The sequence below is a fragment of the Paracoccus sphaerophysae genome (assembly GCF_000763805.1).
GTDB lineage: Bacteria > Pseudomonadota > Alphaproteobacteria > Rhodobacterales > Rhodobacteraceae > Paracoccus > Paracoccus sphaerophysae.
On sequence record NZ_JRKS01000024.1, the window covers coordinates 17,979 to 40,655 of the forward strand.

The following is a 22,677-nucleotide window of genomic DNA, read 5'->3' on the forward strand; positions in this document are numbered from 1 at the left end:
AAGTTCCTGTCTGAGATGCTGCAGCATACATGAAGGACCGCTTTGGGGGAGCTACGCCGTTTCGCGGTGCCGGGCTCGAACGGCTGCTATGGGCCGACAGCTGTCGACCGCTCTTCTCCCCAGTCAGCCTGTCATGGCGTGGAGTGCAGCGCGATCTTACACGGCCCGCGCCACGAGCCGCAGCGCTCCGTCGGGCAGAGGGCGCTGCAGCTTCGCAGCCAGCTCCCAAGGTCCCGATAGCCAGCGCTCCCACTCGTCCGGCTGTGTCAGGATCACGGGCATGGCCTTTGGGTGGACCCTGCCGACCTCCTCGTTCGGCGCGGTGGTCAGAAAGGCAAACAGGTCATCGGTCGTTTCCCCATCCTTGACCTTCCGCACCGACAACCACCCCCGGACCTCGATGCCGGCAAAGAACATCGGCGCGTCGCCAGTAGTCGCGAACCACTGATTGCCGCGCCCAGCCCCCAGGGGCTCGGCAAATGACGTCAGCGGCACAAGGCAGCGGTGCGCCGGGCCTACCCATGTTCGGAAGGAGGTGCGGAAGCCGTGCACGTCAGCGTCGAAGCCAAGCTCTTTCACCAATTTCGAAAGTGTCATGTCCGACAGGGGCACGCCGTATCGGGTGCCGGGGAAGACGACTTTGGAGCCGTCGCCGAACGCACGGGCTTCGTTCAGGATGGTGAGGGCTGGCGCCGACAGCGGCACGCGATGGGCGCGCTTGGCCTTCATGCGCGCCGCCGGAATGACCCAAAGCCTGTTGTCCAAGGTCTATCTCGTCCCATACGGCATCCCGGACCTCGCCAGATCGCGCTGCGGTCAGAACGAGGAATTCCAGCGCCAGCTTCGTCGACGTTATGGCTCGTGACCGCCTGATCGCCGCTAGACAGTCGGCAATGTCCGTGTAGGGCAGCGATTTCCGATGGACCTGCGTCTTGGCGACCTTGGGCAGGGCCTGTGTGATGCTGTCAGCAGGGTTGTCCTGCCGCCAACCCTGCGCAACCGCCCATTTCAGCACTGTGCCGATGCGCTGGCGCACGCGGCGCGCCGTCTCTGGCTTCTCCGTCCAGATCGGGGTCAGGACCCGCAACACGTCGGCCGCCGTCACCTTTGACGCCGGGACCTTGCCGATGAGAGGGAAGGCGTAGCGTTCCAGCGACGAGATGAAGTCCAGACGGTACTTGGCATTACGCCATGTCGGCGAATGCAGTTCGTGCACGCGGCGGCTGGCCTGCTCGAATGTCATGACGGCCTGCTGCTCGCGGCGGGCCGCCAGCGGGTCACCGCCCTCCCGCGCCATCTTGCGGTTAACCAAGGCCTTCTCCCTGGCCTGAGCCAGTGAGACAAGTGAGACACTGCCAAGGCCCAGCTCGCGCCGCTTGCCGTGGATCACGATCCTCTGCACCCAGAACTTGGTGCCATTGGGCTCGACGCGCAGGTACAGACCGTTCCCATCGAAGTACTTGCCTGGCTGACTGGCGTTCTTCACCATGAGGGCCGTCAGGGCCTTCTCCGGCCTGCGCGCGTTTTGAGTAACCATACCTTATCTGTCCACCATCTCTTCCCCCACCATGACACGGATTGTGGCGGACGCAAGTGGAAACCACCGGACGACTGACGACTGGGTTATAGCACGTTTTCAACGGCTTGCGATACTTTCTCGGACAACGCTGGACGATCGACCCGTGGACCTTGGCTCCACCAAATATCCCGCATATCTTATTGAATTACCAGAAAATCTGGGTAGGCTTTCTGCACGAACGCCAGAAATTCGGCCAGCAGGTTCCAGGAAGTCGGCCGATCTTTCCCCGGAACCTCTCGGCTGGCACTGAACTGGCCCCCTTTTCGACCGGACACCTGGGCATAATCATGGAGGCTTAGGCATATGCCTGAGCATGTGCTCATGTCTGAGATCGAGATCATCACCGACGGCGGCCGCCGTCGTCGGTGGAGCGCGGCCGAGAAGCTGCGCATCGTCGAGGAGACGCTGGACGAGAGGGCCAGCATTTCGGTGGTCGCCCGCCGCAATGGCGTTGCCCCGAACGTGCTCTATCGTTGGCGCCGCCTGATGCTGGATGGGGGAGCCGTGGCCGTGTCGGAAGATGACGATGTGACCAGCAACCGGACCGTCCGGCAGATGGAAGACCGGATCCGCGAACTCGAGCGCCAGCTCGGCCGCAAGACGCTGGAGGCCGAGATCCTGCGCGAGGCCCTGGACAAGGCACGCTCAAAAAAACCGACCTTGCTCGCGCGGTCGCCTCTCAGGGACGGTTTCCGGTGAAGGTCGTGGCCGAGACCCTGGGGGTGGCCCGTTCCAACCTGATCGACCGCCTGCACGGCAGGGCGAAGCCGCGTCGGCGCTATCACAAGGCGCAAGACGCGGCGGTGGTGCCGTTGATCATGGCGCTCGTGTCAGCGCGTCCCACATACGGCTATCGCAGGATCACGGCGCTTCTGAACCGCCAACTGCGGGCGGAAAGCCTGGCGCCCGTGAACCACAAACGGGTTTACCGGATCATGAAGGCCACAACCTGCTGCTGGCGCGGAAATATTCCGAACGCCCCGAGCATGTGCACGACGGCAAGATCATCGTGATGCGCTCGAACCTGCGCTGGTGCAGCGACGGGTTTGAGTTCACCTGCTGGAACGGCGACATCGTCCGCGGCGCCTTCATCATCGATGCCCATGATCGGGAAATCATCGCCTGGCGGGCTGTGGTCAACGCCGGGGTCAGCGGCTCAGACATCCGGGACCTGATGCTCGAGGCCGTCGAGCGCCGGTTCGGCACATACCGTGCGCCTGCGGTCATCGAGATGCTGTCCGACAACGGCTCGCCTTACATCGCCAAGGACACGCAGGTCTTCGCCCGCCAGCTGGGCCTGAAGCCCTGCTTCACGCCGGTCCAGAGCCCGCAAAGCAACGGCATCTCGGAGGCTTTCGTGAAGACGCTGAAACGCGACTACGTCCAGGTCACGCCGCTGCCGGATGCCAGGACCGCCCTCGGATTGATCGGCGCCTGGATCGAGGATTACAACGAAAACCACCCGCACTCAGGGCTGAAGATGCGCTCGCCTCGCGAGTTCATCAAAGTTCAAACCGCAACGGCCTGAGTGTCCGGCGAAACGGGGGCAAGACCAGGCACAAGCTCGCGCCCTAGCACACACCAAGGGGAGTTAACTTGGCAAACATCATGGATGTTCTTCGCCGAGTAACGCGATCTGACCGGAGGACTCGTGTAGCCCGCGCCCGAACGTGATACTGTTCGTACGACGATCGATAGGCACCATGCGGATAAGCAACTCGGGTACGATTCCGGGGATGGCTTTACTGTCTCAAGCACGGGGCGGGCGCGTCGCGCAACTCGCCCAGGTCTAGGGGGAGGCCTGTCGGGTGCGACGAAGCTTGACTGAAACCAACCACGCAGTACGCTATCTTGATAAGCCCACCGGCGAAGCCGGATACAATCCTGATAAGCCCATCGGGCATGGCGGATACCATCGCCAACACTTCTGCGGGCTCCGAAGATAACGGGGGGACCGTCCCGGATCAGCACGGATATTCACGGTCCAGGATCAGGCGCGCGGATAGCGCTCGCTGAAGGGCTTCGCCGCCTGAAATGCGAACTCGAATAAATCTTCTTCACACTGCTCGCTTTCTGAACGAGATCATCACTTGGGGTTCCGCTAGAAGATGCAGCTAAATGACATCGACTTCGTCATTATCGGGGCCGCGAAATCGGCAACTACATGGCTCCAGGCGCAGTTGCAGTCGGACCCGGCTGTCTACATGCCTGACCCGGAACTTCATTACTTCTCCCGTGAGTACGATCGTGGAACAGACTGGTATCTTGCGCAGTTCCGCGAGCAGGCAGCCGAAAAAACCATCGGCGAGAAATCCAATTCCTATCTTTACGCACCCGATGCGGCGGCGCGCCTTCATCGAGACCTGCCGCAGGTGAAACTGGTCGCGCAGCTTCGCAATCCCGTGGAGCGGGCCTATTCAAACTACTGCATGCTGTTCAGGCGCGGCGAGGTCGGGAAGGATATCGAGTCCTATCTCGACCCCTCGCGGGGTGAAAATATCCGATTTCTGGTCGCCGGTAAATTCGCGTCGCACCTGCAGTCCTACATCGAACTCTTCGGGCGCGAGCGGCTCCTTATCCTTTTTTACGAAGGGGTGTCGTCCGACCCGGAAGGGCAAATATCGCGGCTGCGGGCCCACCTGGGGTTGCCGCCGCGCCCTTTGTCACAAAACAGCCAGGAGAAGGTCAAGGACAAGACGGCGCCGATTGTGCCCGCCGGATTGCGCAAGCGTCTCGCGTTGATGAAACCGATCGTGCGCCCCTTGAAGGGGACCCCCGCTTTCGGGGCGATCCGAGGGCTCATTGCGCGCGAGACCCGCTATCCGCCTTTGACCCAAGAACTGCGAACGCGCCTCGGTGAATATTACCGGCCCTCGATCGAAACCCTTGAGCAACTCAGCGGCCAATCGCTCGATCACTGGTACAAGCCAGCAGACCGGATCAGTTGAACGGCAACCGCCCGTTTCGGAAACCGAAACATCGTTGCTTTTCCAAGGTCCAGACGCTAGGCTTCCAGGATGCGTGCGCGCCGCGGCGTACGCTGGGATACCGATCCGGGGGGACGGAATGAAGACATTCATCGTGACGGGCATCCAGATGAGAAACAAAGGCTCTCAAGCCATGTTTCTTTCATTGTGTCATACCCTGAAATCCCTGTTCAAGGACTGCGAGGTCATCGGCTTCGCAAACAAATACGACTCACCCGAGCAATATAATTTCAAGTTACTGCCATTCGACGACTATACCCGCTTCGCCTTGAAATACCGCCTGTACAATGTACCGCCCCTTGTATCCGCATCGACCTACGTCGTCGGCAAGCTGAGAAAAAGCGGCAAATGGCGTGGTGCGGTCTCGGAAATGGAAAGCGCACTGCGACGAGCAGACGCCATTCTAGATGCCAGCGGTTACACGCTCGGCTCCGGCTGGCCCAAGCAGAGCGGCAGGACGCTGCTGCAAACGATAGACCTGGCCAGGCGATACAAGAAGAAAATCATCCTGTTGCCCCAAAGCTTCGGTCCATTTGACTGGGGCGAGAAGGACGATGCGAAATTTCTCGAGGAGGTCAAACGAACGCTGCGTTATGCCTCGAAAATCTACGCTCGCGAACGAGAAGGATATGAGTGCCTGACCCAACTCGGCCTCAATAATGTCGAGTTATCGGCAGATATGGTGATCAGGGAGAGAATGTTTCCCAGCGCCAGCGACATCTTGAGAGAGCACGCCAGGAGAGAGATAGAATACCCGCCTGACAATTCTGTTGGCTTCATCATAAATCAGAACGTGTTCAGGATCGGTGACGCGCCGGCGGTTCTGGACCTGTATGCGAGGATGATCAAGGAGTTGATCGATAACGGCGAGAAGGTATGCATCCTCAACACATCCACCGCGGATACCAATCGGGTAAGGGATGTCCTTGACAAGGTCACCGATCGGCACAAGGTCGACGTGATCACCGGAGAATACTCAAGCCCGGAATTGATAGAAATCATATCCCGGTTCAAGTACGTTGTCGCGTCGCGCTATCACTCGGTGGTGTTCGCTTACAGAAGCGGCGTCCCGGCAGTCATCCTGGGGTGGGCGAGCAAATATGTCGACCTCGCGCTCCTCTTTCAGCAACAGGATTATGTGTTCGACATCAGGGCTGCGAGTGCCGACCAGATCATGAGAAAGGTCAGCGAGATGGGGGCGAACTATAAGACGGAGTCACAACGCATCAAGAACTGCCTGGAGAACGTTCAGGCCACCTCCGTCGTGCGGCAAGCCATGTCTGCCTTGCAGGGGTGAGTTGTCGTCGAATGCTCCGACACACGGGGAAAGACGCCGCTCATGCAGGTAGTTGACCTGCCGCGCATGCCGATCCCGCTTACCTTCCTGCCGCTATCCGCCCCTGATCAGTAGGCGTTGCGGGAAGCGGCGCCGCGCTCCGAGAGCGAAACGATGATCCGGCCCCAGGAGCCCTTCCTGACGCATCGGTGTCCGCCCTTGCCACACGCCGTCGAACGCACCCTCCCGACGCACCCTACCCGCCCGCAGCGATCACGCGTTGAACAGGAAATGCAGCACGTCGCCGTCCTTGACTTCGTAGGTCTTGCCCTCGACGCGGAACTTGCCGGCCTCGCGGGCGCCTGCTTCGCCATTGCCCGCGACATAGTCGTCATAGGCGATGGTCTCGGCGCGGATGAAGCCCTTCTCGAAATCGCCGTGGATCTCGCCCGCCGCCTGAGGGGCCAGCGTGCCCTTGCGGATCGTCCAGGCGCGCGCCTCCTTGGGGCCGACGGTGAAATAGGTCTGCAGCCCCAGCAGGTCGTAGCCGGCCCGGATCAGCCGGCCGAGCCCGGCCTCGTCCAGCCCCATCTCGGCCAGGAACATCTGCGCCTCGTCATCGGGCAGCTGGCTGATCTCCTCCTCGATCCGGGCCGAAATCACCACGTGGCCGGCGCCCTGGGCGCGGGCCATCGCCGCCACCCGGTCGGACTGGTCGTTGCCGGTGGCGGCCTTCGCCTCCTCGACGTTGCAGACGTAAAGGACCGGCTTGGCGGTCAGCAGCTGCAGCATGTCCCAGGCCCTGCGATCGTCCTCGGCCACGGCGAGGCTGCGCGCCGGCTGCCCGGCCTCGAGCGCGGCCTGCGCCTGCTTCAGCAGCCGCTCCTGCGCCGCGGCCTCCTTGTCGCCGCCCTTCAGCTTGCGCTGCAGGTTGGCCAGCCGGCGCTCGATCGATTCCAGGTCGGCGATCATCAGCTCGGTCTCGATCGTCTCGGCATCGGCGACCGGGTCGACGCGGCCCTCGACATGGGTGATGTCGCCGTCCTCGAAGCAGCGCAGCACATGGGCGATGGCGTCAACCTCGCGGATATTCGCCAGGAACTGGTTGCCCAGCCCCTCGCCCTTGCTGGCACCCTTCACCAGTCCGGCGATGTCGACGAAGGTGATGCGGGTCGGGATCGTCTGCTTCGACCCGGCGATCCCGGCCAGCCGGTCGAGCCGGGGGTCGGGCACGGCGACCTCGCCGACGTTCGGCTCGATGGTGCAGAACGGAAAGTTCGCGGCCTGCGCGGCGGCGGTCCGGGTCAGGGCATTGAACAAGGTGGACTTGCCCACGTTCGGCAACCCGACGATCCCCATGCGAAAGCCCATGCGATACCCTTTCCTGCGCGCGTGTCGGGGCCTTCTAGGGCAGCGCGGGGCAGCCGTCCAGCAAAGCGCGCGGCCGGCGGAGCAACACCCTTTCGCTCTTGGCCCAGCCATCCTATGACGGGCCGGTCGCGCAGCAGGAGGCCACGGAATGTCCCGGATCAACGCTCTTTTTTCCCGGCTTGCCGAAGCCGGCGGCAAGGCCTTTGTGTCCTATGTCATGGCCTTCGATCCCGACCGCGAAACCTCGCTGGAGATCATCCGGGGCCTGCCGGGTGCGGGCGTGGACATCATCGAACTGGGGATGCCCTTCACCGACCCGATGGCGGACGGCCCGACGATCCAGGCCGCCGGCCAGCGCGCGCTGGCGGCGGGCGGGTCGGTCAGCGGCGTGCTGGACCTCGTGCGGGCGTTCCGCGAGGGCGACGACAGCACGCCGATTGTGCTGATGGGATACTACAACCCGATCTATGCCCGGCAGGGCGGGGTCGACCGCTTCGTCGCCGAGGCGGTCGAGGCCGGGGTCGACGGGCTGATCGTCGTCGATCTGCCGCCCGAGGAGGATGCCGAGCTGTGCCTGCCGGCGCGCGCGGCCGGGCTCGACTTCATCCGCCTCGCCACCCCCACGACCGACGATCGGCGGCTGCCGGCGGTGGTCCGGAACACCTCGGGGTTCGTCTATTACGTCAGCGTGACCGGGATCACCGGCGCGCAGGCGGCACAGGCGGCCGAGGTGGCGCCCGAGGTCGCCCGCATCCGCGCCGCGGCGGGGCTGCCGGTCGTCGTGGGCTTCGGCATCACCACGCCGCAGGCGGCGGAAGCGGTCGCGGGGGTCGCGGACGGCGCGGTGGTGGGCTCGGCCATCGTCGCGCGCATCGGCGCGGGTCGCCCGGTTCCCGAGGTCCTGGCCTTCGTCCGCGAGCTGGCCGACGGCGCGCATCGGGGCTGAGGCAGATGCGGTTGGACCACATCGCCATCGCCTGCCGCGCCCTCGACGAGGGCGCGGCCTGGCTGCGCGACCGGCTGGGGGTCTCCCCCGAGGGCGGCGGGCGCCACCCGCTGATGGGCACGCATAACCGGCTGCTGTCGCTGGGCCCCGGCGAATATCTGGAACTGATCGCGATCGACCCGGACGCGCCTGCGCCCGGGCGCCCGCGCTGGTTCGGGTTGGACGGGTTTTCCGGCCCGCCGCGGGTCGCCGGCTGGGTCCTCCGGGCGCCTGACGGCACGCCCGCGCCGGCGGGCAGCGCCTGGGAAACCGCCCGCCGCGGCGATCTGAGCTGGCGGATCACGATTGCCGACTCGGGGCGGATGGGCGGCAACGGCGTGGTTCCGGCGTTGATCGACTGGGGCGCGGCACCGCATCCGGCCGAGCGGCTGACGGATCACGGGCTACGGCTGGGCGGGCTGCAGCTGAGCGGAGACGGTGCCGCCGACGCGGCTCGGCTGGCCGACGATCCTCGGATCACGGCAGTCAGCGGCCCCGAGGGGCTGTCGGCCACGATCCTGACCCCGCGGGGCGAGGTAGTCCTGTGATCCGAGACGCGCTGCCGCAGGATGCCGCGGCGATCGGCGCGATCTGGAACCCGATAATCCGGGATACGGCCATCACCTTCTGGCCGACCGAGCGCGATCACGACTGTATCGCCGCCATGATCCGCGACCGGCAGGCCGCGGGGCACGGGTTCTTTGTCGCCGAGATCGGTGAGGCTGTGGCGGGATTCGCCAGCTATGCGCAATTCCGCGCGGGCGCGGGTTATGCGAGGTCGCTGGAACACACGATCAATCTCGGCCCTGCGGCGCGCGGCCGCGGGATCGGCGCGGCGCTGTTGCAGCGGGTCGAGGACCACGCCCGCGCCGCGGGCGGCCGGCTGATGATCGGGGCGATCACGGCCAGCAACCAGGCCTCGCTGAGATTTCACGCCCGCAGCGGCTATGCCGAATGGGGCCGGATCCCGGCGGCCGGCTGGAAATTCGGCGCCTTCCACGATCTGGTCCTGATGGGGAAGGACCTGGCGGGCTGAGGTTTTGCCCCTACGGCGCCGTGTCGGCCGAGCCCATGCCGTCCGGCCCAGCGCCATCGACGGGGGCTGCGCTGGTCTGACGCTCCGTCCGCGTGCCCGCGCTGTCGTGCTTCCCTGCAGTCGCCTCGGTCTTTCCCGGCCATCGCGGCCGCTGGCCGCCGATGCCGCGATCCCGCCGGACGCGGGCCGAGCTCCACAGCCGCGCCCCGCTTGCCGCCTCTGCGCTGAGCCAGCGGATCTCGCCGCCCGAGACCCACGCCGCTTGCGCGCCGATGTCGCGCAGGCGGCGTTCGTCCAGCAGCAGGCACGGCCCGTCGGCCCCGGCAGGCGCCACGCCGTGCAGCACCACGATCCCGCCCCCGGCACAGGCGGCGGCGACGCGATCCGCCGCGCCCTTGCCCGACAGATGCACCAGCGGCCGGCCGGCGAAGGCGGTTTCGCGCGTGCCCTTGGCCCCGCTCCACGCGGGTCGCGCCGCGGCCAGGTCGGCGCCGGCGACATCGCCATCGGCGCGCAGCCAGCTGTCGGCGGTGAAGGCGCCGGCCGGCTTGGCCAGCGCCCGCCCCTGCGCGGTCATCACCCCCACCACGCTGCCATCGCCCGCGACCAGCAGGTCCGGCCGCCGGGCCGTCACCCAGATCACCGCTGCAGCCAGCAGCAGGGCGACCCCGCCGCGGACCAGCCAGCGCGCCGCGCGCCGCCCCGCCGGCGCGTCCAGCGCCAGCAGCGCCACGGTCGCCCCGACCCCGCCCAGCGGCAGGACGATCCAGGGCGGCGCCGGCACCGCCAGCACCGCTCCGCCCCAGTCCGCGACCCGCTCGCCCACGAACAGCATCCAGCGCGTGCCCAGCCCCATCGCCCACAGCGCGGGGCCGGCCAGCCCCAGCGGCCCCAGCACGGCGGCGATCACCCCCGCGGGCATCACCACCGCGCCCATCACCGGCACCACCAGCAGGTTGGCGATCAGCCCGTATTGCGCCGAGCGATTGAAATGCGCGGCCGCGATAGGGGACGTCGCGATCCCCGCGATCAGCGACGACAGCACCAACAGCGCTGCGCCGCGGACAATCCAGGGCAGCCGGTTGGCGTGACGCGACCAGGCCGGAAACACCAGGATCAGCGACGCGGTGGCGGCGAAGCTCATCTGGAAGCCGGGCGTCACCAGTGCCTCGGGGGCGACCGCCAGGATCGCGATGGCCGCGACTGCCACCGTCCGCAGCGAGATCGCGCGCCGGTCCAGCAGGATCGCGCCCAGCATCACCGCCACCATCAGGAACGCCCGCTCGGTCGGCACGCCGCCAGCCGACAGCCACAGATAGCCGGCCGACGCCGCCAACGCCCCGGTGGCCGCGGCCTTGTGGATCGGCCAGCCGGCAAAGCGCCGGCCCACCGTCGCCTGGATCGCCGCCAGCGCCAGCCGCAGCGCGCCATAGACGAAGGCGGCCAGCATGCTCATGTGCAGGCCCGAGATCGACACGATGTGATAAAGGTTCGAATCCCGCATCGTCTGGTTGGTCGCCTCGGCGATGCCCGAGCGGTCGCCGGTCATCAGCGCCGCCGCGACCGCGCCCTCCTGGCCGCCGATCGCCTCTTGCATCGCCCGCGACAGGCGCAGGCGCAGCGCGGTCGCATCCAGCAGCCGCGGCGGCGCCGGGGCCACCGTCACCACCGGGTTCCGGGTATAGCCGACTGCGCCCAGCCCATCGAAGAACGACGCGCGGCGGAAATCGAAGCCGTTGGGCTCGGCCGGACCGGGGGGCGGCCCCAGATGCCCGGTCAGCATGACGCGCTGGCCCGGCGGCGGCAGGTCCTGAGGTTCGGTCAGCGACAGGCGCACCTGCCGGGGGGTGCGGTCGGGCGCCATGTCGCGCAGCACGACGTGGTCGAGCGTCAGCCGCATCCGGTCGCGGGCCGAGCGGTCGATGCCCGCGACGCGCCCCTCGATCGGGCCGTAATATCGGAAATCCAGCACCGGCGCGGCGACCAGATGGGCGCGCAAGCCGGCCAGCAGGAAGCCCGTGCAGGCCAGCGCCAGGGCTGTCGCCAGCAGCCTCAGGACATCCGCGCGTTCCCAGCCGATCCGCCCGGCCAGCGCCCGGCGCCGGACCACGGCGGCCGCGGCGACCAGTCCCGCGGCGGCGGCGGCCACCGCCAGATAGGCCGCGCCGCCGGGTTCGAACCGCAGCGCAAACCACAGCGCGATCCCGCAGGACAGGATCACCGGCACCCAGACCATCAGCCCGGCGCGCTGCACCCGGTCGGGAATCGTCTCGGCCGCGGTCTCGGACCGGGCGAACAGCCGCACGCGCCAGTCCGCGGCGCGGCGGCGCAGCGATCCTGCCGGGATCGCGGGCTCGATCACCGCCAATCCTTGTCTCTCCCCTGCCGCTTCGCGTATCCCTGCCGCGATCCTAGGCGCGCGCTCCTTTCCGAAGGGTTAACGCGCGCCGCTTTCAGACTGTCAGGACCCTCTGATGCACGCTGCCGCCCCCGTCGTGACCCGGTTCGCGCCCTCGCCCACCGGCTATCTGCATATCGGCGGCGCCCGCACCGCGCTGTTCAACTGGCTGTATGCCCGTGGCCGCGGCGGCAAGTTCCTGCTGCGGATCGAGGATACCGACCGCGCGCGATCCACCCCTCAGGCGACCGAGGCGATCCTGCAGGGGCTCACCTGGTTGGGGCTCGACTGGGACGGAGACCCGATCAGCCAGTTTGCCCGCGCCGAGCGCCATGCCGAGGTCGCCCGGCAGATGCTGGACGCCGGCACCGCCTATCCCTGCTATACGACCGCCGACGAGATCGCCGCCTGGCGCGAGGCGAACCCCAACCAGGTCTTCCAGAGCCCCTGGCGCGATGCCGACCCCGCCACCCGCCCCGACGCGCCCTATGCGATCCGCCTGCGCGCCCCGCTTGAGGGGGTGACGGTGATCCGCGACGCCGTGCAGGGCGACGTGACGTTCCGCAACGACCAGCTGGACGACATGGTGCTGCTGCGGTCGGACGGGACGCCCACCTACATGCACGCGGTGGTCGTGGACGACCACGACATGGGCGTGACCCACATCATCCGCGGCGACGACCACCTGACCAATGCCGCCCGGCAGGCACAGGTCTATGCCGCCAACGGCTGGGCGCTGCCGGTCTTTGCCCATATCCCGCTGATCCACGGCACCGACGGCAAGAAGCTGTCCAAGCGCCACGGCGCGGTCGGGCTGCACGAATTCGCGGCCATGGGCTATCCGGCAGCGGCGATGCGCAACTACCTCGCCCGGCTGGGGTGGAGCCACGGCGACGACGAGCTGTTCGACGACGCCAAGGCGCAGGCGTGGTTCGACCTGGACGGGATCGGCAAGGCCCCTGCCCGGCTGGACTTCAAGAAGCTCGAGCATGTCTCGTCCCACCATATCGCCGCCATGTCCGACGACGCGCTGATGGCCGAGATCAAGGCCTTCCTGACCGCGACCGGGCAGCCCCCCCTCGACGCGACGCAGCGTTCCCGGCTGGTCCCGGCGCTGGGGGCGCTGAAGCAGAAGGCCAGGACCCTGCCGCAGCTGCTGGAGCAGGCGCATTTCGCGCTGATCGGCCGGCCGGTTCAGCCCGACGAGAAGGCCGCGGGCAGCCTCGATCCGGTATCCGTTGGTATACTGTCAGAATTGACCGCTGCGCTGCAGCATGCTAAGTGGAATCGGGACGAACTGGAGGCCGTGGCGCAGCGGATTGCCGCGGCGCACGGGCTTGGACTGGGCAAGATCGCCGCGCCCCTGCGCGCGGCCCTGGCCGGGCGAAGCTCTACCCCCAGCGTGTTCGACATGATGCTGGCGCTGGGCCGCGAGGAATCGCTGGCCCGCCTGGCCGACGTGGCGGCCTGAGCCGCCCCTGGCATACCCGGTCCCGCGGGACCACAGGCGAAAAGGAACGTGCGATGGCCGAAGCCAAGACTGCCCGGATCACCGTGAAGGACAAGGAAATCGACCTGCCGGTGCTGACCCCGACCGTCGGCCCCGAATGCGTCGACATCCGCAAGCTGTATGGGCAGGGGGGCGTCTTCACCTTCGATCCCGGCTTCACGTCGACCGCGGCCTGCGAAAGCGCGATCACCTATATCGACGGCGACGTGGGTGAGCTGTGGTATCGCGGCTACCCGATCGAGCAGCTGGCCGAAAAGTCGCACTACCTGGAAGTCTGCTACCTGCTGCTGAACGGCGAGCTGCCCAATGCCGAGCAGCTGGAAAAGTTCGAGACCCTGATCACGCGCCACACCATGGTGCATGAGCAGATGCATTATTTCTTCCGCGGGTTCCGCCGCGACAGCCACCCGATGGCAACGATGGTGGGCGTGGTCGGCGCGATGTCGGCCTTCTATCACGACTCGACCGACATCAACGACCCGGTCCAGCGCGAGATCGCCTCGCACCGGCTGATCGCCAAGCTGCCAACGATCGCGGCGATGGCCTACAAGTACTCGATCGGGCAGCCCTTCGTGTATCCCAGGAACGAGCTCGATTACGCCTCGAACTTCCTGCACATGTGCTTCTCGGTCCCGGCCGAGAAATACGAGGTGAACCCGGCGCTGGCCCGCGCGATGGACCGCATCTTTACCCTGCACGCGGACCACGAACAGAACGCCTCGACCTCGACCGTCCGTCTGGCCGGGTCGTCGGGCGCCAACCCGTTCGCCTGCATCGCGGCCGGCATCGCCTGCCTGTGGGGGCCGGCGCATGGCGGCGCCAACCAGGCCGCGCTGGAGATGCTGCAGCAGATCGGGTCGGTGGACCGGATCCCGGAATACATCAAGCGCGCCAAGGACAAGGATGATCCATTCCGACTGATGGGCTTTGGCCACCGGGTCTACAAGAACTTCGACCCGCGGGCCAAGATCATGAAGGAATCGGCCGACGAGGTGCTGGACATCCTCGGCATCCACAACAACCCGACCCTGCAGGTCGCCAAGGAACTGGAAAAGATCGCCCTGGAAGACGATTACTTCGTCTCGAAGAAGCTGTATCCGAACGTCGATTTCTATTCCGGCATCATCCTTTCGGCGATGGGGTTCCCGACCTCGATGTTCACCCCGATCTTCGCGCTGTCGCGCACCGTCGGCTGGATCTCGCAGTGGAAAGAGATGCTGGGCGACCCGGACAACAAGATCGGCCGTCCGCGCCAGCTGTATGTCGGGTCCGACAAGCGGGACTATGTGGACGTCGCCAAGCGCTGACCTTCGCAGAACGACCTGGACACGGGGGCCCGACGCGGCCCCCGTTTTCGTTTTTCGCCACCGCATGTTCCGCGGCCGCGCGGTCCGTGCTAGGGCGCCCGAGGGGATGACTGCACGGGGCCCGCGATGAACCTGCTTTTCGCCAATGACCGCCGCGGGGAATATCCGCCCAGCCTTTACGCCGACCAGAACACGCCGCTGCCCCCCTTCCCGCCGCTGCGGGGCGAGGCCCGCGCCGACGTGGTGGTGGTGGGCGCGGGCTATACGGGCCTGTCGGCCGCGATCCATCTGGCCCGCGCCGGGCGGCGGGTCATCGTGCTGGACGCCCAGAGGGTTGGCTTTGGCGCCTCGGGGCGCAATGGCGGGCAGCTGGGATCGGGCCAGCGGCTGGACGTCGAGGATCTGGAACGGCTCGCCGGTAAGGACGCCGCCCGCCGGCTGTGGGACATGGCCGAAGCGGCCAAGGCCCTGACCCGCGCCCATGCCGAGGCCGCGGGCGTCACGGTCCACCCCGGCGTGGCGCACGCCGCCCGCAGCGCCGCCGAGGTCGCCCATGCACGGCAGAACGCCGAGCGGCTGGCGCGCGATTATGGCTATGACCGCGTCCAGCCGCTGAGCCGCACCGAGATGCAGGCGCTGGTGAAATCGCTGCTTTACATGGGCGGCGACATCGACCGGGGCGCCGGGCACCTGGACCCCCTGGCGCTCGCGCTGGGGATGGCGCGGTTGGCCAGCGCGGCGGGGGCGACGATCCACGAACTCAGCCACGTCCACGCCATCCGTCACGCCCGCAAGGCCGGCGAGACGACCATCGTCCAGACCGGCACCGGGCGGGTGATCTGCGACCACGTGATCTTCGCCGCCAACGGCTATCTGGGCCACATGGAGTTGGGCATCGCCAGCCGGGTCATGCCGCTGAACAACTATATCGTGGCGACCGAGCCGCTGGGCGACCGGGCCGAGACGATCCTCGCCGAGAACGTCGCCGTCCACGACACCCGCTTCGTTGTGAACTACTGGCGGCTCAGCGACGACCGGCGGCTGATCTTTGGCGGCGGCGAGACGGTCAGCTATCGCTTTCCCGAGGACATCGCCGGCAAGGTCCGCAGGCCGCTGGAACAGGTCTATCCGCAGCTGAAGGGCGTCACCATCACCCACGCCTGGGGCGGCACGCTGGCGATCACCATGAACCGGATGCCGTTGTTCGCGCGCCCGGCGCCGAACTGCCTGTCGGCCAGCGGCTTTTCGGGACACGGGGTGGCGCTGTCGAACCTCGCCGGCAAGCTGATGGCCGAGGCGGTCCAGGGCCAGTCCGAGGGCTTCGACACGATGGCCGCCCTGCCCTCGCGGCAGTTTCCGGGGGGAGCGGCGCTGCGCTGGCCGCTGCTGGTGGCGGGGATGGGCTGGTATTCGCTGCGCGACCGGTTGGGGGTCTGACCGATCTACGCCCCATCGGGCGGCGGCTTGCGGGCCAGGCGGGCGGCGCGCCGGGCATGATAGGCGCTGACCAGCGGCACGGTCATGTAATGGAACGCGACGGCGGCCAGCAGTCCGGGGCCGAGCCCGCCCACCAGATAGGGCAGGAAGATCGTCTCCATGAAATGCGCCAGCCGGTCCCACTCCGCGACCCGGCCATCGAACGCCGCCAACGCGTTATGCGCCAGCTGCCGCCCGGCGGCCGCGAACGCCTCGAAGATCGCGGCGGGCGCCATGCTGCCCTCGACCCCCAGCATCCAGCGCCCCAGCCCCAACGACGTGACGGCGATGATGGGGATCGTCACCGGATTACCCACGAAGCTGCCGATGACCGAGGCCAGCATGTTGCCCCCGATCCCCCAGGCCAGCGCCATCGAGCCGACGAGATGCAGGCCGAACAGCGGCGTGAAGCTCATCAGCGCGCCCGCGGCCACCCCGCGCCCGATCCGGTGCGGCTGGTCCGGCAGCCGCCGCAGCCGGTGCAGCGCGTATTGCGCCGCCCGCAGCCAGCCGCCGCGCGGATAGACCATGTCGCTGGCCATCTGCGAATAGCTGCGCGGCTTGCGCTTGAACACCGGCCTGCCTTTCGGTCGTTGATCCGGGGGCAGTCAACCAGCCCCGGGCCCGAAGGGCAACCGGGGGGACTAGACCGTGGCCGAGGCGTCCCGGATGCGCGCCACCTGCGCCACGTCGCTTTCCGCTTCCAGCGCGGTCAGCAGCGTGTGCAGGTGTTCCCGGTCGCGCAGGTCCACATCGACCCGCAGGCGATAGAAATCCGGCTTGCGGTCGAGGAATTCCAGGTCCGAGATATTCGCCCCCTGCGCCCCGATCAGGGTGCAGATGCGGCCCAGCACGCCCGCGTCATGGCGGATCGTCAGCCCCAGCCGCGAGGAATAGACCGGCGGGTGCCGCCCCTCGCGCCAGCGCAGATCGACCCAGCGGTCCGGCTGATCCTCGAAATCCGCCAGCACCGGGCAGTCGATGGCGTGGATCACCACCCCCTTGCCGCGATAGGTGATGCCGATGATCCGTTCCCCCGGCAGCGGGTTGCAGCAGGGCGCGCGGGTGAATTCCTTGTCCGCCTCGAGCCCGGCGACGGCGCGGCTGGTGTCGATCTCGTCGGCCGAGGGGGCAAGGTCGGGATACAGCGCCGCGATGACCTGCTGGGCCGACATCTCGGCCGACCCGATCCGGGCCAGCATCTCGTCGGCATCGGGCAGCGCCAGCGTCTTGGCGGCGGTGCGCAGCGCCTTGTCCGTGGCCTTGCGGTTCACATGCTCGAAGGCCACCCGCACCAGTTCCGATCCCAGCCGGATGAAGCGCGAGCGGTCCTCTTCGCGCAAGGACCGGCGGATCGCCGACTTGGCGCGGCCGGTGGCCACGATGTCCAGCCACGTCGCCTGCGGCCGCTGGCCCGAGGCGGCGATGATTTCCACCGACTGCCCGTTCTTGAGCCGCGTCCACAGCGGCACCCGGATGCCGTCCACCTTGGCGCCCACGCAGCCATTCCCCAGCCGGGTGTGGATCGCATAGGCGAAATCGATGGGCGTGGCACCCTTGGGCAGCTGGATCACGTCGCCCTTGGGCGAAAAGCAGAAGACCTGGTCCTGGTACATCTCGAGCTTGACGGCTTCCAGGAACTCGTCGTGATCCTCTTCCCCGAACCGCTCGGTGAGGCTCGCCAGCCATTCCCCCGGGTCGATGGCGAAGGGGTTCTTGGACCGCACCCCGTCGCGATAGGCCCAGTGCGCGGCCACCCCGGCCTCGGCGACCTCGTGCATGGCGCGGGTGCGGATCTGCACCTCGACCCGGGTGGCGTCGCGGGCCGAGACGGTGGAATGGATCGAGCGGTAGCCGTTCGACTTGGGCTGGCTGATATAGTCCTTGAACCGGCCCGGCACCGCCCGCCACTTGCGGTGGATCACCCCCAGCGCGCGATAGCAATCCGCCTCGGACCGGGTGATGATGCGAAAGCCGTAGATGTCGGACAGGCGGCTGAACGACAGCTGCTTTTCCTGCATCTTGCGCCAGACGCTATAGGGCTTCTTGGCGCGGCCGAAGACCTCGGCCTCGATCCCCTCGGCGTCCAGCGCGGCGCGGATGTCGGCGGTGATCCGGGGGATCACGTCGCCGGTTTCCTTCTGCAGCGTCACGAAGCGGCGGATGATCGAGTTGCGGGCCTCGGGGTTGATGACCTTGAAGGCGAGGTCTTCCAGTTCCTCGCGCATCCACTGCATCCCCATCCGGCCGGCCAGCGGGGCGAAGATGTCCATCGTCTCGCGCGCCTTCTGCACCTGCTTGTCGGGGCGCATCGACTTGATCGTGCGCATGTTGTGCAGACGGTCCGCGAGCTTGACCAGGATGACTCGAAGATCGCGCGACATCGCCATGAAAAGCTTGCGGAAGTTTTCCGCCTGCTTGGAATGGGTGCCGGACAGTTGCAGGTTGGTCAGCTTGGTGACGCCGTCGATCAGGTCGGCGATGTCGCGCCCGAACAGCTGCGCCACGTCGGTCCAGGTGGACCGGGTGTCCTCGATGGTGTCGTGCAGCAGCGCGGTGACGATGGTCGCGTCGTCCAGCCGCATCTCGGTCAGGATGGCGGCGACGGCGACGGGATGGGTGAAATAGGGCTCGCCCGAGTGCCGGAACTGCCCCTCGTGCATCCGGCGGCCGTAATCATAGGCCTGCCGGATCAGATCCTCATTGGTTCGCGGGTTATAGTTGCGAACAAGGGCGATCAGGTCTTCGACGTCGATCCGGTCCAATCGAGTCCCCGTCAGCCCCGGCCCCGTCAGCCCCGGCCCTGCGCTTCCAGCATCATGCGCAGCATGCGCTCTTCGCTTTCCTCGTCGGCGGGCTTGGGCCGGTCGATTTCCGCGCCCAGCAGCAGCGCCATCGCGTCCTCTTCGGGCTCGTCGACCTCGATCTGGGTCTGGGTCTGTTCGATCATCCGCTCGCGCAGGTCATCGACGGGCTGCGCCTCGTCGGCGATTTCGCGCAGCGCGACGACCGGGTTCTTGTCGTTGTCGCGGTCGATGGTCAGCGGCGAGCCCGCCGCGATTTCGCGCGCCCGGTGGGCGGCCAGCAAGACGAGGTCGAACCGGTTCGGGACCTTGTCGACGCAATCCTCGACGGTGACGCGGGCCATGACATACCTCTTGCGAATCAGCGGGTGGGGCAAGGCGACATAACTGGATGCCGCGCCGCGGAAAGTCAAGCAGACGTGCGGTTTCCGATGCTTTCGCTGGCAGGCAGCGGGAGCATCCCGGAAAGCCCCTCAAGCTTCAGCGCGGCCAGCATCTGCGCGACGTTCCTTCCGGTGCGGGGGTGCACCCAGCCGGGCGCGATCTCGGCCAGCGGCGCCAGCACGAAGCCGCGATCCTGCATCCGCGGATGCGGCAGGATCAGCCGGTCGGGGGCGATCCGCGCCTGCTCTTCGGCCGGCAGGTCGCGCCACCCGTCCTGCGTGGCCGCGTCGGGCAGCACCGCGTCACCCACGGCGATCAGGTCCAGGTCGATGCCGCGCGCCTGCCAGCGCGCGCCGTCGCGGACGCGGCCCAGCGCGGCCTCGATCTCGTGCAGGATCGCCAGCGTTCCGGCCGGATCGGTCGCCGCGTCGATCGCGGCCGCGGCATTGACGTAATCCGGACCGCTGCCCGGCGGGTGCGCCGGGGTCCGCCAGAACCGGCTCAGCGCGACGATGCACAGGCCCCGCGCCTGCATCATCGCCAGCGCCGCTCGCAGGCTGTCGGCCGGCGCACCTGCCCAAGAGGACAGGTTTGCGCCCAGCGCGACCAGCGCTAGCGTGGGCTGCGAATTTTCCACAGACTCCGGATTGAAAGGAAAAGCCATTGTTTTACAAGGATGACCGACTGGCATTGTTCATCGACGGATCGAACCTGCACGCTGCCGCCAAGGCGCTGGGGTTCGACATGGACTACAAGCTGCTGCGGCAGGAATTCGAACGTCGCGGCAAGCTGGTGCGGGCTTACTACTATACCGCCCTGCTGGAAAACGAGGAATATTCCCCGATCCGGCCGCTGATCGACTGGCTGAACTATAACGGCTACCGGATCGTCACCAAGCCGGCGCGGGAATACACCGATTCGATGGGCCGGCGCCGGGTCAAGGGCAACATGGATGTCGAACTGACCGTCGACGCGATGGAACTCGCCCCGCGGCTGGACCACGCGGTGCTGTTCTCGGGCGACGGCGACTTCCGGCCGCTGGTCGAGGCGCTGCAGCGGCAGGGGGTGCGGGTGTCGGTCGTCTCGACCCTGCGCAGCCAGCCGCCGATGATCGCCGACGAGCTGCGCCGCCAGGCCGACAACTTCATCGAGCTGGACGCGCTGCGCGAGATCGTCGGCCGCCCGCCGCGCGAGGGGCGCGAACATACCGGCGTGACCGGGGTCGCGACCACGCCCACCGAGACCTGATCTTAACCTTGCATTAAGATCGGGGCGTACGATTTCCGGCCCGGATGCGTTATATTCCGCACGACTGCTTGGGATGACGACGATGATACACGACGGCGAAGACGGACCGTCCTTCCGCGATTCCGACCGCGTTCTGCGGCTGGCCAACTTTGACCTGCGGCAGCCGGAACGCATCGTTACCGCCATGCGGGACTACTGGTCGTCGCTGCGCCAAGGCCGGGCGATCCCGGCGCGGGCCGATGTGGACCCCGCCGGGCTGCGGACGATGCTGGACTTTGCCTTCATCCTGGAACGCGTCGCGCCGGGGGCCGCCCGCTTCCGGCTGGCCGGCCGCCATCTCATGGACCTGATGGGGATGGAGGTGCGGGGCATGCCGCTGTGTTCCTTCCTGAACGCGGGGTCGCGCGGGCGCCTGTCGGACGTGCTGGAAACCGTGTTCAAGGGCCCGCAGATCGTCGAGATGGACCTCGTCGGCCCGGCCGGTTACGGGCGCCCCGCGATCACCGGCAAGCTGCTGGTCCTGCCGCTGAAATCCGACCTGGGCGACGTCACCCGCGCGCTGGGGTGCCTGGCCACCGAAGGCGAGATCGGCACCGGGCCGCGCCGCTTTGACCTGATCGCCGACCGCAGCGCCCCGGTGATCGAGGGCGCGCGGCTGCTGGAACCGTCGCCCTCGGCCCCCGGCTTCGCCGACCCACCGGCGCCGTGGAAACCCGCCACGCCGCGCCCGGCGATCCCCGAGGCGGAAACGCCCGAGGAACGCCGCGCCCGCTTCCGGGTCATTTCCAGCGACTGACCGGGTCAGCTTGCGTCGCGCAGCCCCGCCGGCGTGCCGGTGCGGCGCGCGCGCAGTTCGTCCGCGACCAGGAACGCCAGTTCCAGCGACTGGCTGGCGTTCAGCCGCGGGTCGCAGGCGGTGTGATAGCGCGACGAGAGATCCTCGTCGGTGACGGCCCGGACCCCGCCGGTGCATTCGGTCACGTCCTTGCCGGTCATCTCGAAATGCACCCCGCCGGGAACCGTGCCCTCGGCCTCGTGCACGTCGAAGAACTCGCGCACCTCGCGCAGCACCGATTCGAAGGGCCGGGTCTTGAAGCCCGAGGCCGACTTGATGGTGTTGCCGTGCATCGGGTCGCAGGACCAGACCACGTTCGCGCCTTCGTCCTGCACGGCGCGGATCAGCCGCGGCAGGTGATCGCCGACCGAGCCGGCGCCAAAGCGCGCGATCAGCGTCAGCCGCCCGGCCTCGTTCGTGGGGTTCAGCCGCGCGATCAGCGCCTTGAGATCGTCGGTCGAGATCGACGGCCCGCATTTCAGCCCGATCGGGTTCTGCACGCCGCGGCAGAATTCGACATGGGCGCCGTCCACCTGCCGGGTGCGGTCACCGATCCACAGCATGTGGCCCGACCCCGCGACCGGCAGGCCGGTGGTCGAATCGATCCGGGTCAGCGCCTCTTCGTATTCCAGCAGCAGCGCCTCGTGGCTGGTGTAGAATTCGACCTGGCCCAGGTCATGCGCTGTTTCCGAGGTGATCCCGGCCGCCGCCATGAACGCCATCGCGTCCCCGATCCGGTCGGCGACGGCGCGGTATTTCTGCGCCTCGGGGCCGCCGGTGAAATCGCTGATCCAGCTTTGCACCCGGTGCATGTCGGCATAACCGCCGGTCGAAAACGCCCGCAGCAGGTTCAGCGTTGCAGCCGCCTGGGTGTAGGCCATCAGCATCCGCTGCGGATCGGGCACCCGCGCGGACGAGGTGAAATCGAAGCCGTTGATGATGTCGCCGCGATAGCTGGGCAGTTCCACCCCCTCAACAACCTCGGTCGGGGCGCTGCGCGGCTTGGCGAACTGCCCGGCCATGCGGCCGACCTTGACCACCGGCATCTGCGCGCCCCAGGTCAGCACCACGGCCATCTGCAGCATGACCTTGAAGGTGTCGCGGATGTTGTCCGAGGAGAACTCGGCAAAGCTTTCGGCGCAGTCTCCGCCCTGCAGCAGGAATGCGCGCCCGGCCGCGACGTCGGCCAGATGCGCCTTCAGCCGCCGCGCCTCGCCGGCGAAGATCAGCAGCGGAAATCGCGCCAGCTGCGCCTCGACCCCGCCCAGGGACGCGGCGTCGGGATAGTCCGGCATCTGGATGCGCGGATACGCCCGCCACGACCCGCGATCCCAGCCGTCCACGGCCACGGCGGGCGCGTTCGCGGGGATAGTCTGGGGGCGGCTGTCCTGCGGCATGGCTGAGGTCCTCATGAGCTGTCGGGGGACTATAAGGACGCGGCCGGCGGGATGAAAGCCTTGCCGGGCCGGGTGGCAACGGGG

General features: G+C 67.4%; 19 protein-coding genes and 1 pseudogene. 11 read left to right on the top strand and 9 right to left on the bottom strand.

Annotated elements, in window-relative coordinates:
* Positions 1-156: 156 nt before the first annotated feature.
* Positions 157-597: an SOS response-associated peptidase family protein gene (locus tag IC63_RS18790; protein ID WP_232222565.1), complete on the bottom strand. Its 441-nt coding sequence runs from the start codon at positions 595-597 to the stop codon at positions 157-159.
* Positions 554-1,489 (bottom strand): tyrosine-type recombinase/integrase, encoded by a 936-nt coding sequence (locus tag IC63_RS17460; RefSeq protein WP_232222566.1) that lies wholly within the window; start codon positions 1,487-1,489, stop codon positions 554-556. The genes IC63_RS18790 and IC63_RS17460 overlap by 44 nt, the downstream gene beginning before the upstream one ends.
* Positions 1,490-1,882: 393 nt before the next feature.
* Here IC63_RS17460 and IC63_RS08880 point away from each other — a divergent pair.
* The 3 genes and pseudogenes from IC63_RS08880 to IC63_RS08890 all read left to right on the top strand — a co-directional run bounded on the left by IC63_RS08880 (position 1,883) and on the right by IC63_RS08890 (position 5,863).
* Positions 1,883-3,107: pseudogene (locus IC63_RS08880) on the top strand (IS3 family transposase).
* Positions 3,108-3,687: 580 nt separating this feature from the next.
* Positions 3,688-4,527 (top strand): sulfotransferase family protein, encoded by an 840-nt coding sequence (locus tag IC63_RS08885; RefSeq protein WP_036719293.1) that lies wholly within the window; start codon positions 3,688-3,690, stop codon positions 4,525-4,527.
* A gap of 118 nt (positions 4,528-4,645) precedes the next feature.
* Positions 4,646-5,863 carry a polysaccharide pyruvyl transferase family protein gene (locus IC63_RS08890; protein ID WP_036719297.1) on the top strand — a complete coding sequence of 406 codons (1,218 nt, stop codon included), beginning with the start codon at positions 4,646-4,648 and terminating at the stop codon, positions 5,861-5,863.
* 252 nt (positions 5,864-6,115) lie between these two features.
* Here IC63_RS08890 and ychF read toward each other — a convergent pair whose 3' ends face one another.
* A complete protein-coding gene (gene ychF / locus IC63_RS08895; protein ID WP_036719300.1) occupies positions 6,116-7,213 on the bottom strand; it encodes a redox-regulated ATPase YchF in 1,098 nt (365 codons plus the stop codon).
* A 148-nt stretch (positions 7,214-7,361) separates the two neighbouring features.
* Between ychF and trpA the strand changes: the two genes are divergently transcribed.
* Genes trpA through IC63_RS08910 form a run of 3 tightly spaced genes read left to right on the top strand, consistent with a single transcriptional unit; the run spans position 7,362 to position 9,234 of the window.
* On the top strand, positions 7,362-8,159 hold the full coding sequence (gene trpA, locus IC63_RS08900; protein WP_036719303.1) for a tryptophan synthase subunit alpha: 798 nt from the start codon (positions 7,362-7,364) through the stop codon (positions 8,157-8,159).
* A 5-nt stretch (positions 8,160-8,164) separates the two neighbouring features.
* Positions 8,165-8,746 (top strand): VOC family protein, encoded by a 582-nt coding sequence (locus IC63_RS08905; protein ID WP_036719306.1) that lies wholly within the window; start codon positions 8,165-8,167, stop codon positions 8,744-8,746.
* The gene (locus tag IC63_RS08910) at positions 8,743-9,234 is read left to right on the top strand and encodes a GNAT family N-acetyltransferase (RefSeq protein WP_036719309.1); all 492 of its coding nucleotides are present in this window, start codon (positions 8,743-8,745) and stop codon (positions 9,232-9,234) included. Before IC63_RS08905 ends, IC63_RS08910 begins: the two co-directional genes overlap by 4 nt.
* A gap of 10 nt (positions 9,235-9,244) precedes the next feature.
* On the opposite strand, the gene IC63_RS08915 is transcribed toward IC63_RS08910, so the two are convergent.
* On the bottom strand, positions 9,245-11,596 hold the full coding sequence (locus tag IC63_RS08915; RefSeq protein WP_052042050.1) for a ComEC/Rec2 family competence protein: 2,352 nt from the start codon (positions 11,594-11,596) through the stop codon (positions 9,245-9,247).
* Between the two features lie 112 nt (positions 11,597-11,708).
* On the opposite strand from IC63_RS08915, the gene gltX reads away from it, so the two are divergent.
* The 3 genes from gltX to IC63_RS08930 all read left to right on the top strand — a co-directional run bounded on the left by gltX (position 11,709) and on the right by IC63_RS08930 (position 15,886).
* Entirely contained in the window at positions 11,709-13,103 is a 1,395-nt protein-coding gene (gltX, locus tag IC63_RS08920; protein ID WP_036719313.1) for a glutamate--tRNA ligase, read from the top strand.
* A gap of 53 nt (positions 13,104-13,156) precedes the next feature.
* Positions 13,157-14,449 carry a citrate synthase gene (gene gltA, locus IC63_RS08925; RefSeq protein ID WP_036719315.1) on the top strand — a complete coding sequence of 431 codons (1,293 nt, stop codon included), beginning with the start codon at positions 13,157-13,159 and terminating at the stop codon, positions 14,447-14,449.
* 126 nt (positions 14,450-14,575) lie between these two features.
* Positions 14,576-15,886, top strand: a complete 1,311-nt coding sequence (locus IC63_RS08930; protein ID WP_036719318.1) for an NAD(P)/FAD-dependent oxidoreductase — start codon at positions 14,576-14,578, stop codon at positions 15,884-15,886.
* A 5-nt stretch (positions 15,887-15,891) separates the two neighbouring features.
* Here IC63_RS08930 and IC63_RS08935 read toward each other — a convergent pair whose 3' ends face one another.
* The 4 genes from IC63_RS08935 to folK form a co-directional block, all read right to left on the bottom strand.
* Complete coding sequence (locus tag IC63_RS08935; RefSeq protein ID WP_036719322.1) at positions 15,892-16,500, bottom strand: DUF2062 domain-containing protein; 609 nt, start codon at positions 16,498-16,500, stop codon at positions 15,892-15,894.
* Positions 16,501-16,569: 69 nt separating this feature from the next.
* Positions 16,570-18,690 carry a RelA/SpoT family protein gene (locus tag IC63_RS08940; RefSeq protein WP_232222567.1) on the bottom strand — a complete coding sequence of 707 codons (2,121 nt, stop codon included), beginning with the start codon at positions 18,688-18,690 and terminating at the stop codon, positions 16,570-16,572.
* A 26-nt stretch (positions 18,691-18,716) separates the two neighbouring features.
* Positions 18,717-19,073 carry a DNA-directed RNA polymerase subunit omega gene (rpoZ, locus tag IC63_RS08945; RefSeq protein WP_036719325.1) on the bottom strand — a complete coding sequence of 119 codons (357 nt, stop codon included), beginning with the start codon at positions 19,071-19,073 and terminating at the stop codon, positions 18,717-18,719.
* Between the two features lie 65 nt (positions 19,074-19,138).
* Positions 19,139-19,750 carry a 2-amino-4-hydroxy-6-hydroxymethyldihydropteridine diphosphokinase gene (folK, locus tag IC63_RS08950; protein ID WP_036719328.1) on the bottom strand — a complete coding sequence of 204 codons (612 nt, stop codon included), beginning with the start codon at positions 19,748-19,750 and terminating at the stop codon, positions 19,139-19,141.
* A 26-nt stretch (positions 19,751-19,776) separates the two neighbouring features.
* On the opposite strand from folK, the gene IC63_RS08955 reads away from it, so the two are divergent.
* Positions 19,777-20,361, top strand: coding sequence for a LabA-like NYN domain-containing protein (locus tag IC63_RS08955; RefSeq protein WP_052042054.1), 585 nt, complete (start codon positions 19,777-19,779; stop codon positions 20,359-20,361).
* Positions 20,362-20,434: 73 nt separating this feature from the next.
* On the top strand, positions 20,435-21,157 hold the full coding sequence (locus IC63_RS08960) for a PAS domain-containing protein (protein WP_232222568.1): 723 nt from the start codon (positions 20,435-20,437) through the stop codon (positions 21,155-21,157).
* A 5-nt stretch (positions 21,158-21,162) separates the two neighbouring features.
* Here IC63_RS08960 and IC63_RS08965 read toward each other — a convergent pair whose 3' ends face one another.
* Positions 21,163-22,593, bottom strand: coding sequence for a class II 3-deoxy-7-phosphoheptulonate synthase (locus IC63_RS08965; protein WP_052042055.1), 1,431 nt, complete (start codon positions 22,591-22,593; stop codon positions 21,163-21,165).
* Between the last annotated feature and the right edge of the window lie 84 nt (positions 22,594-22,677).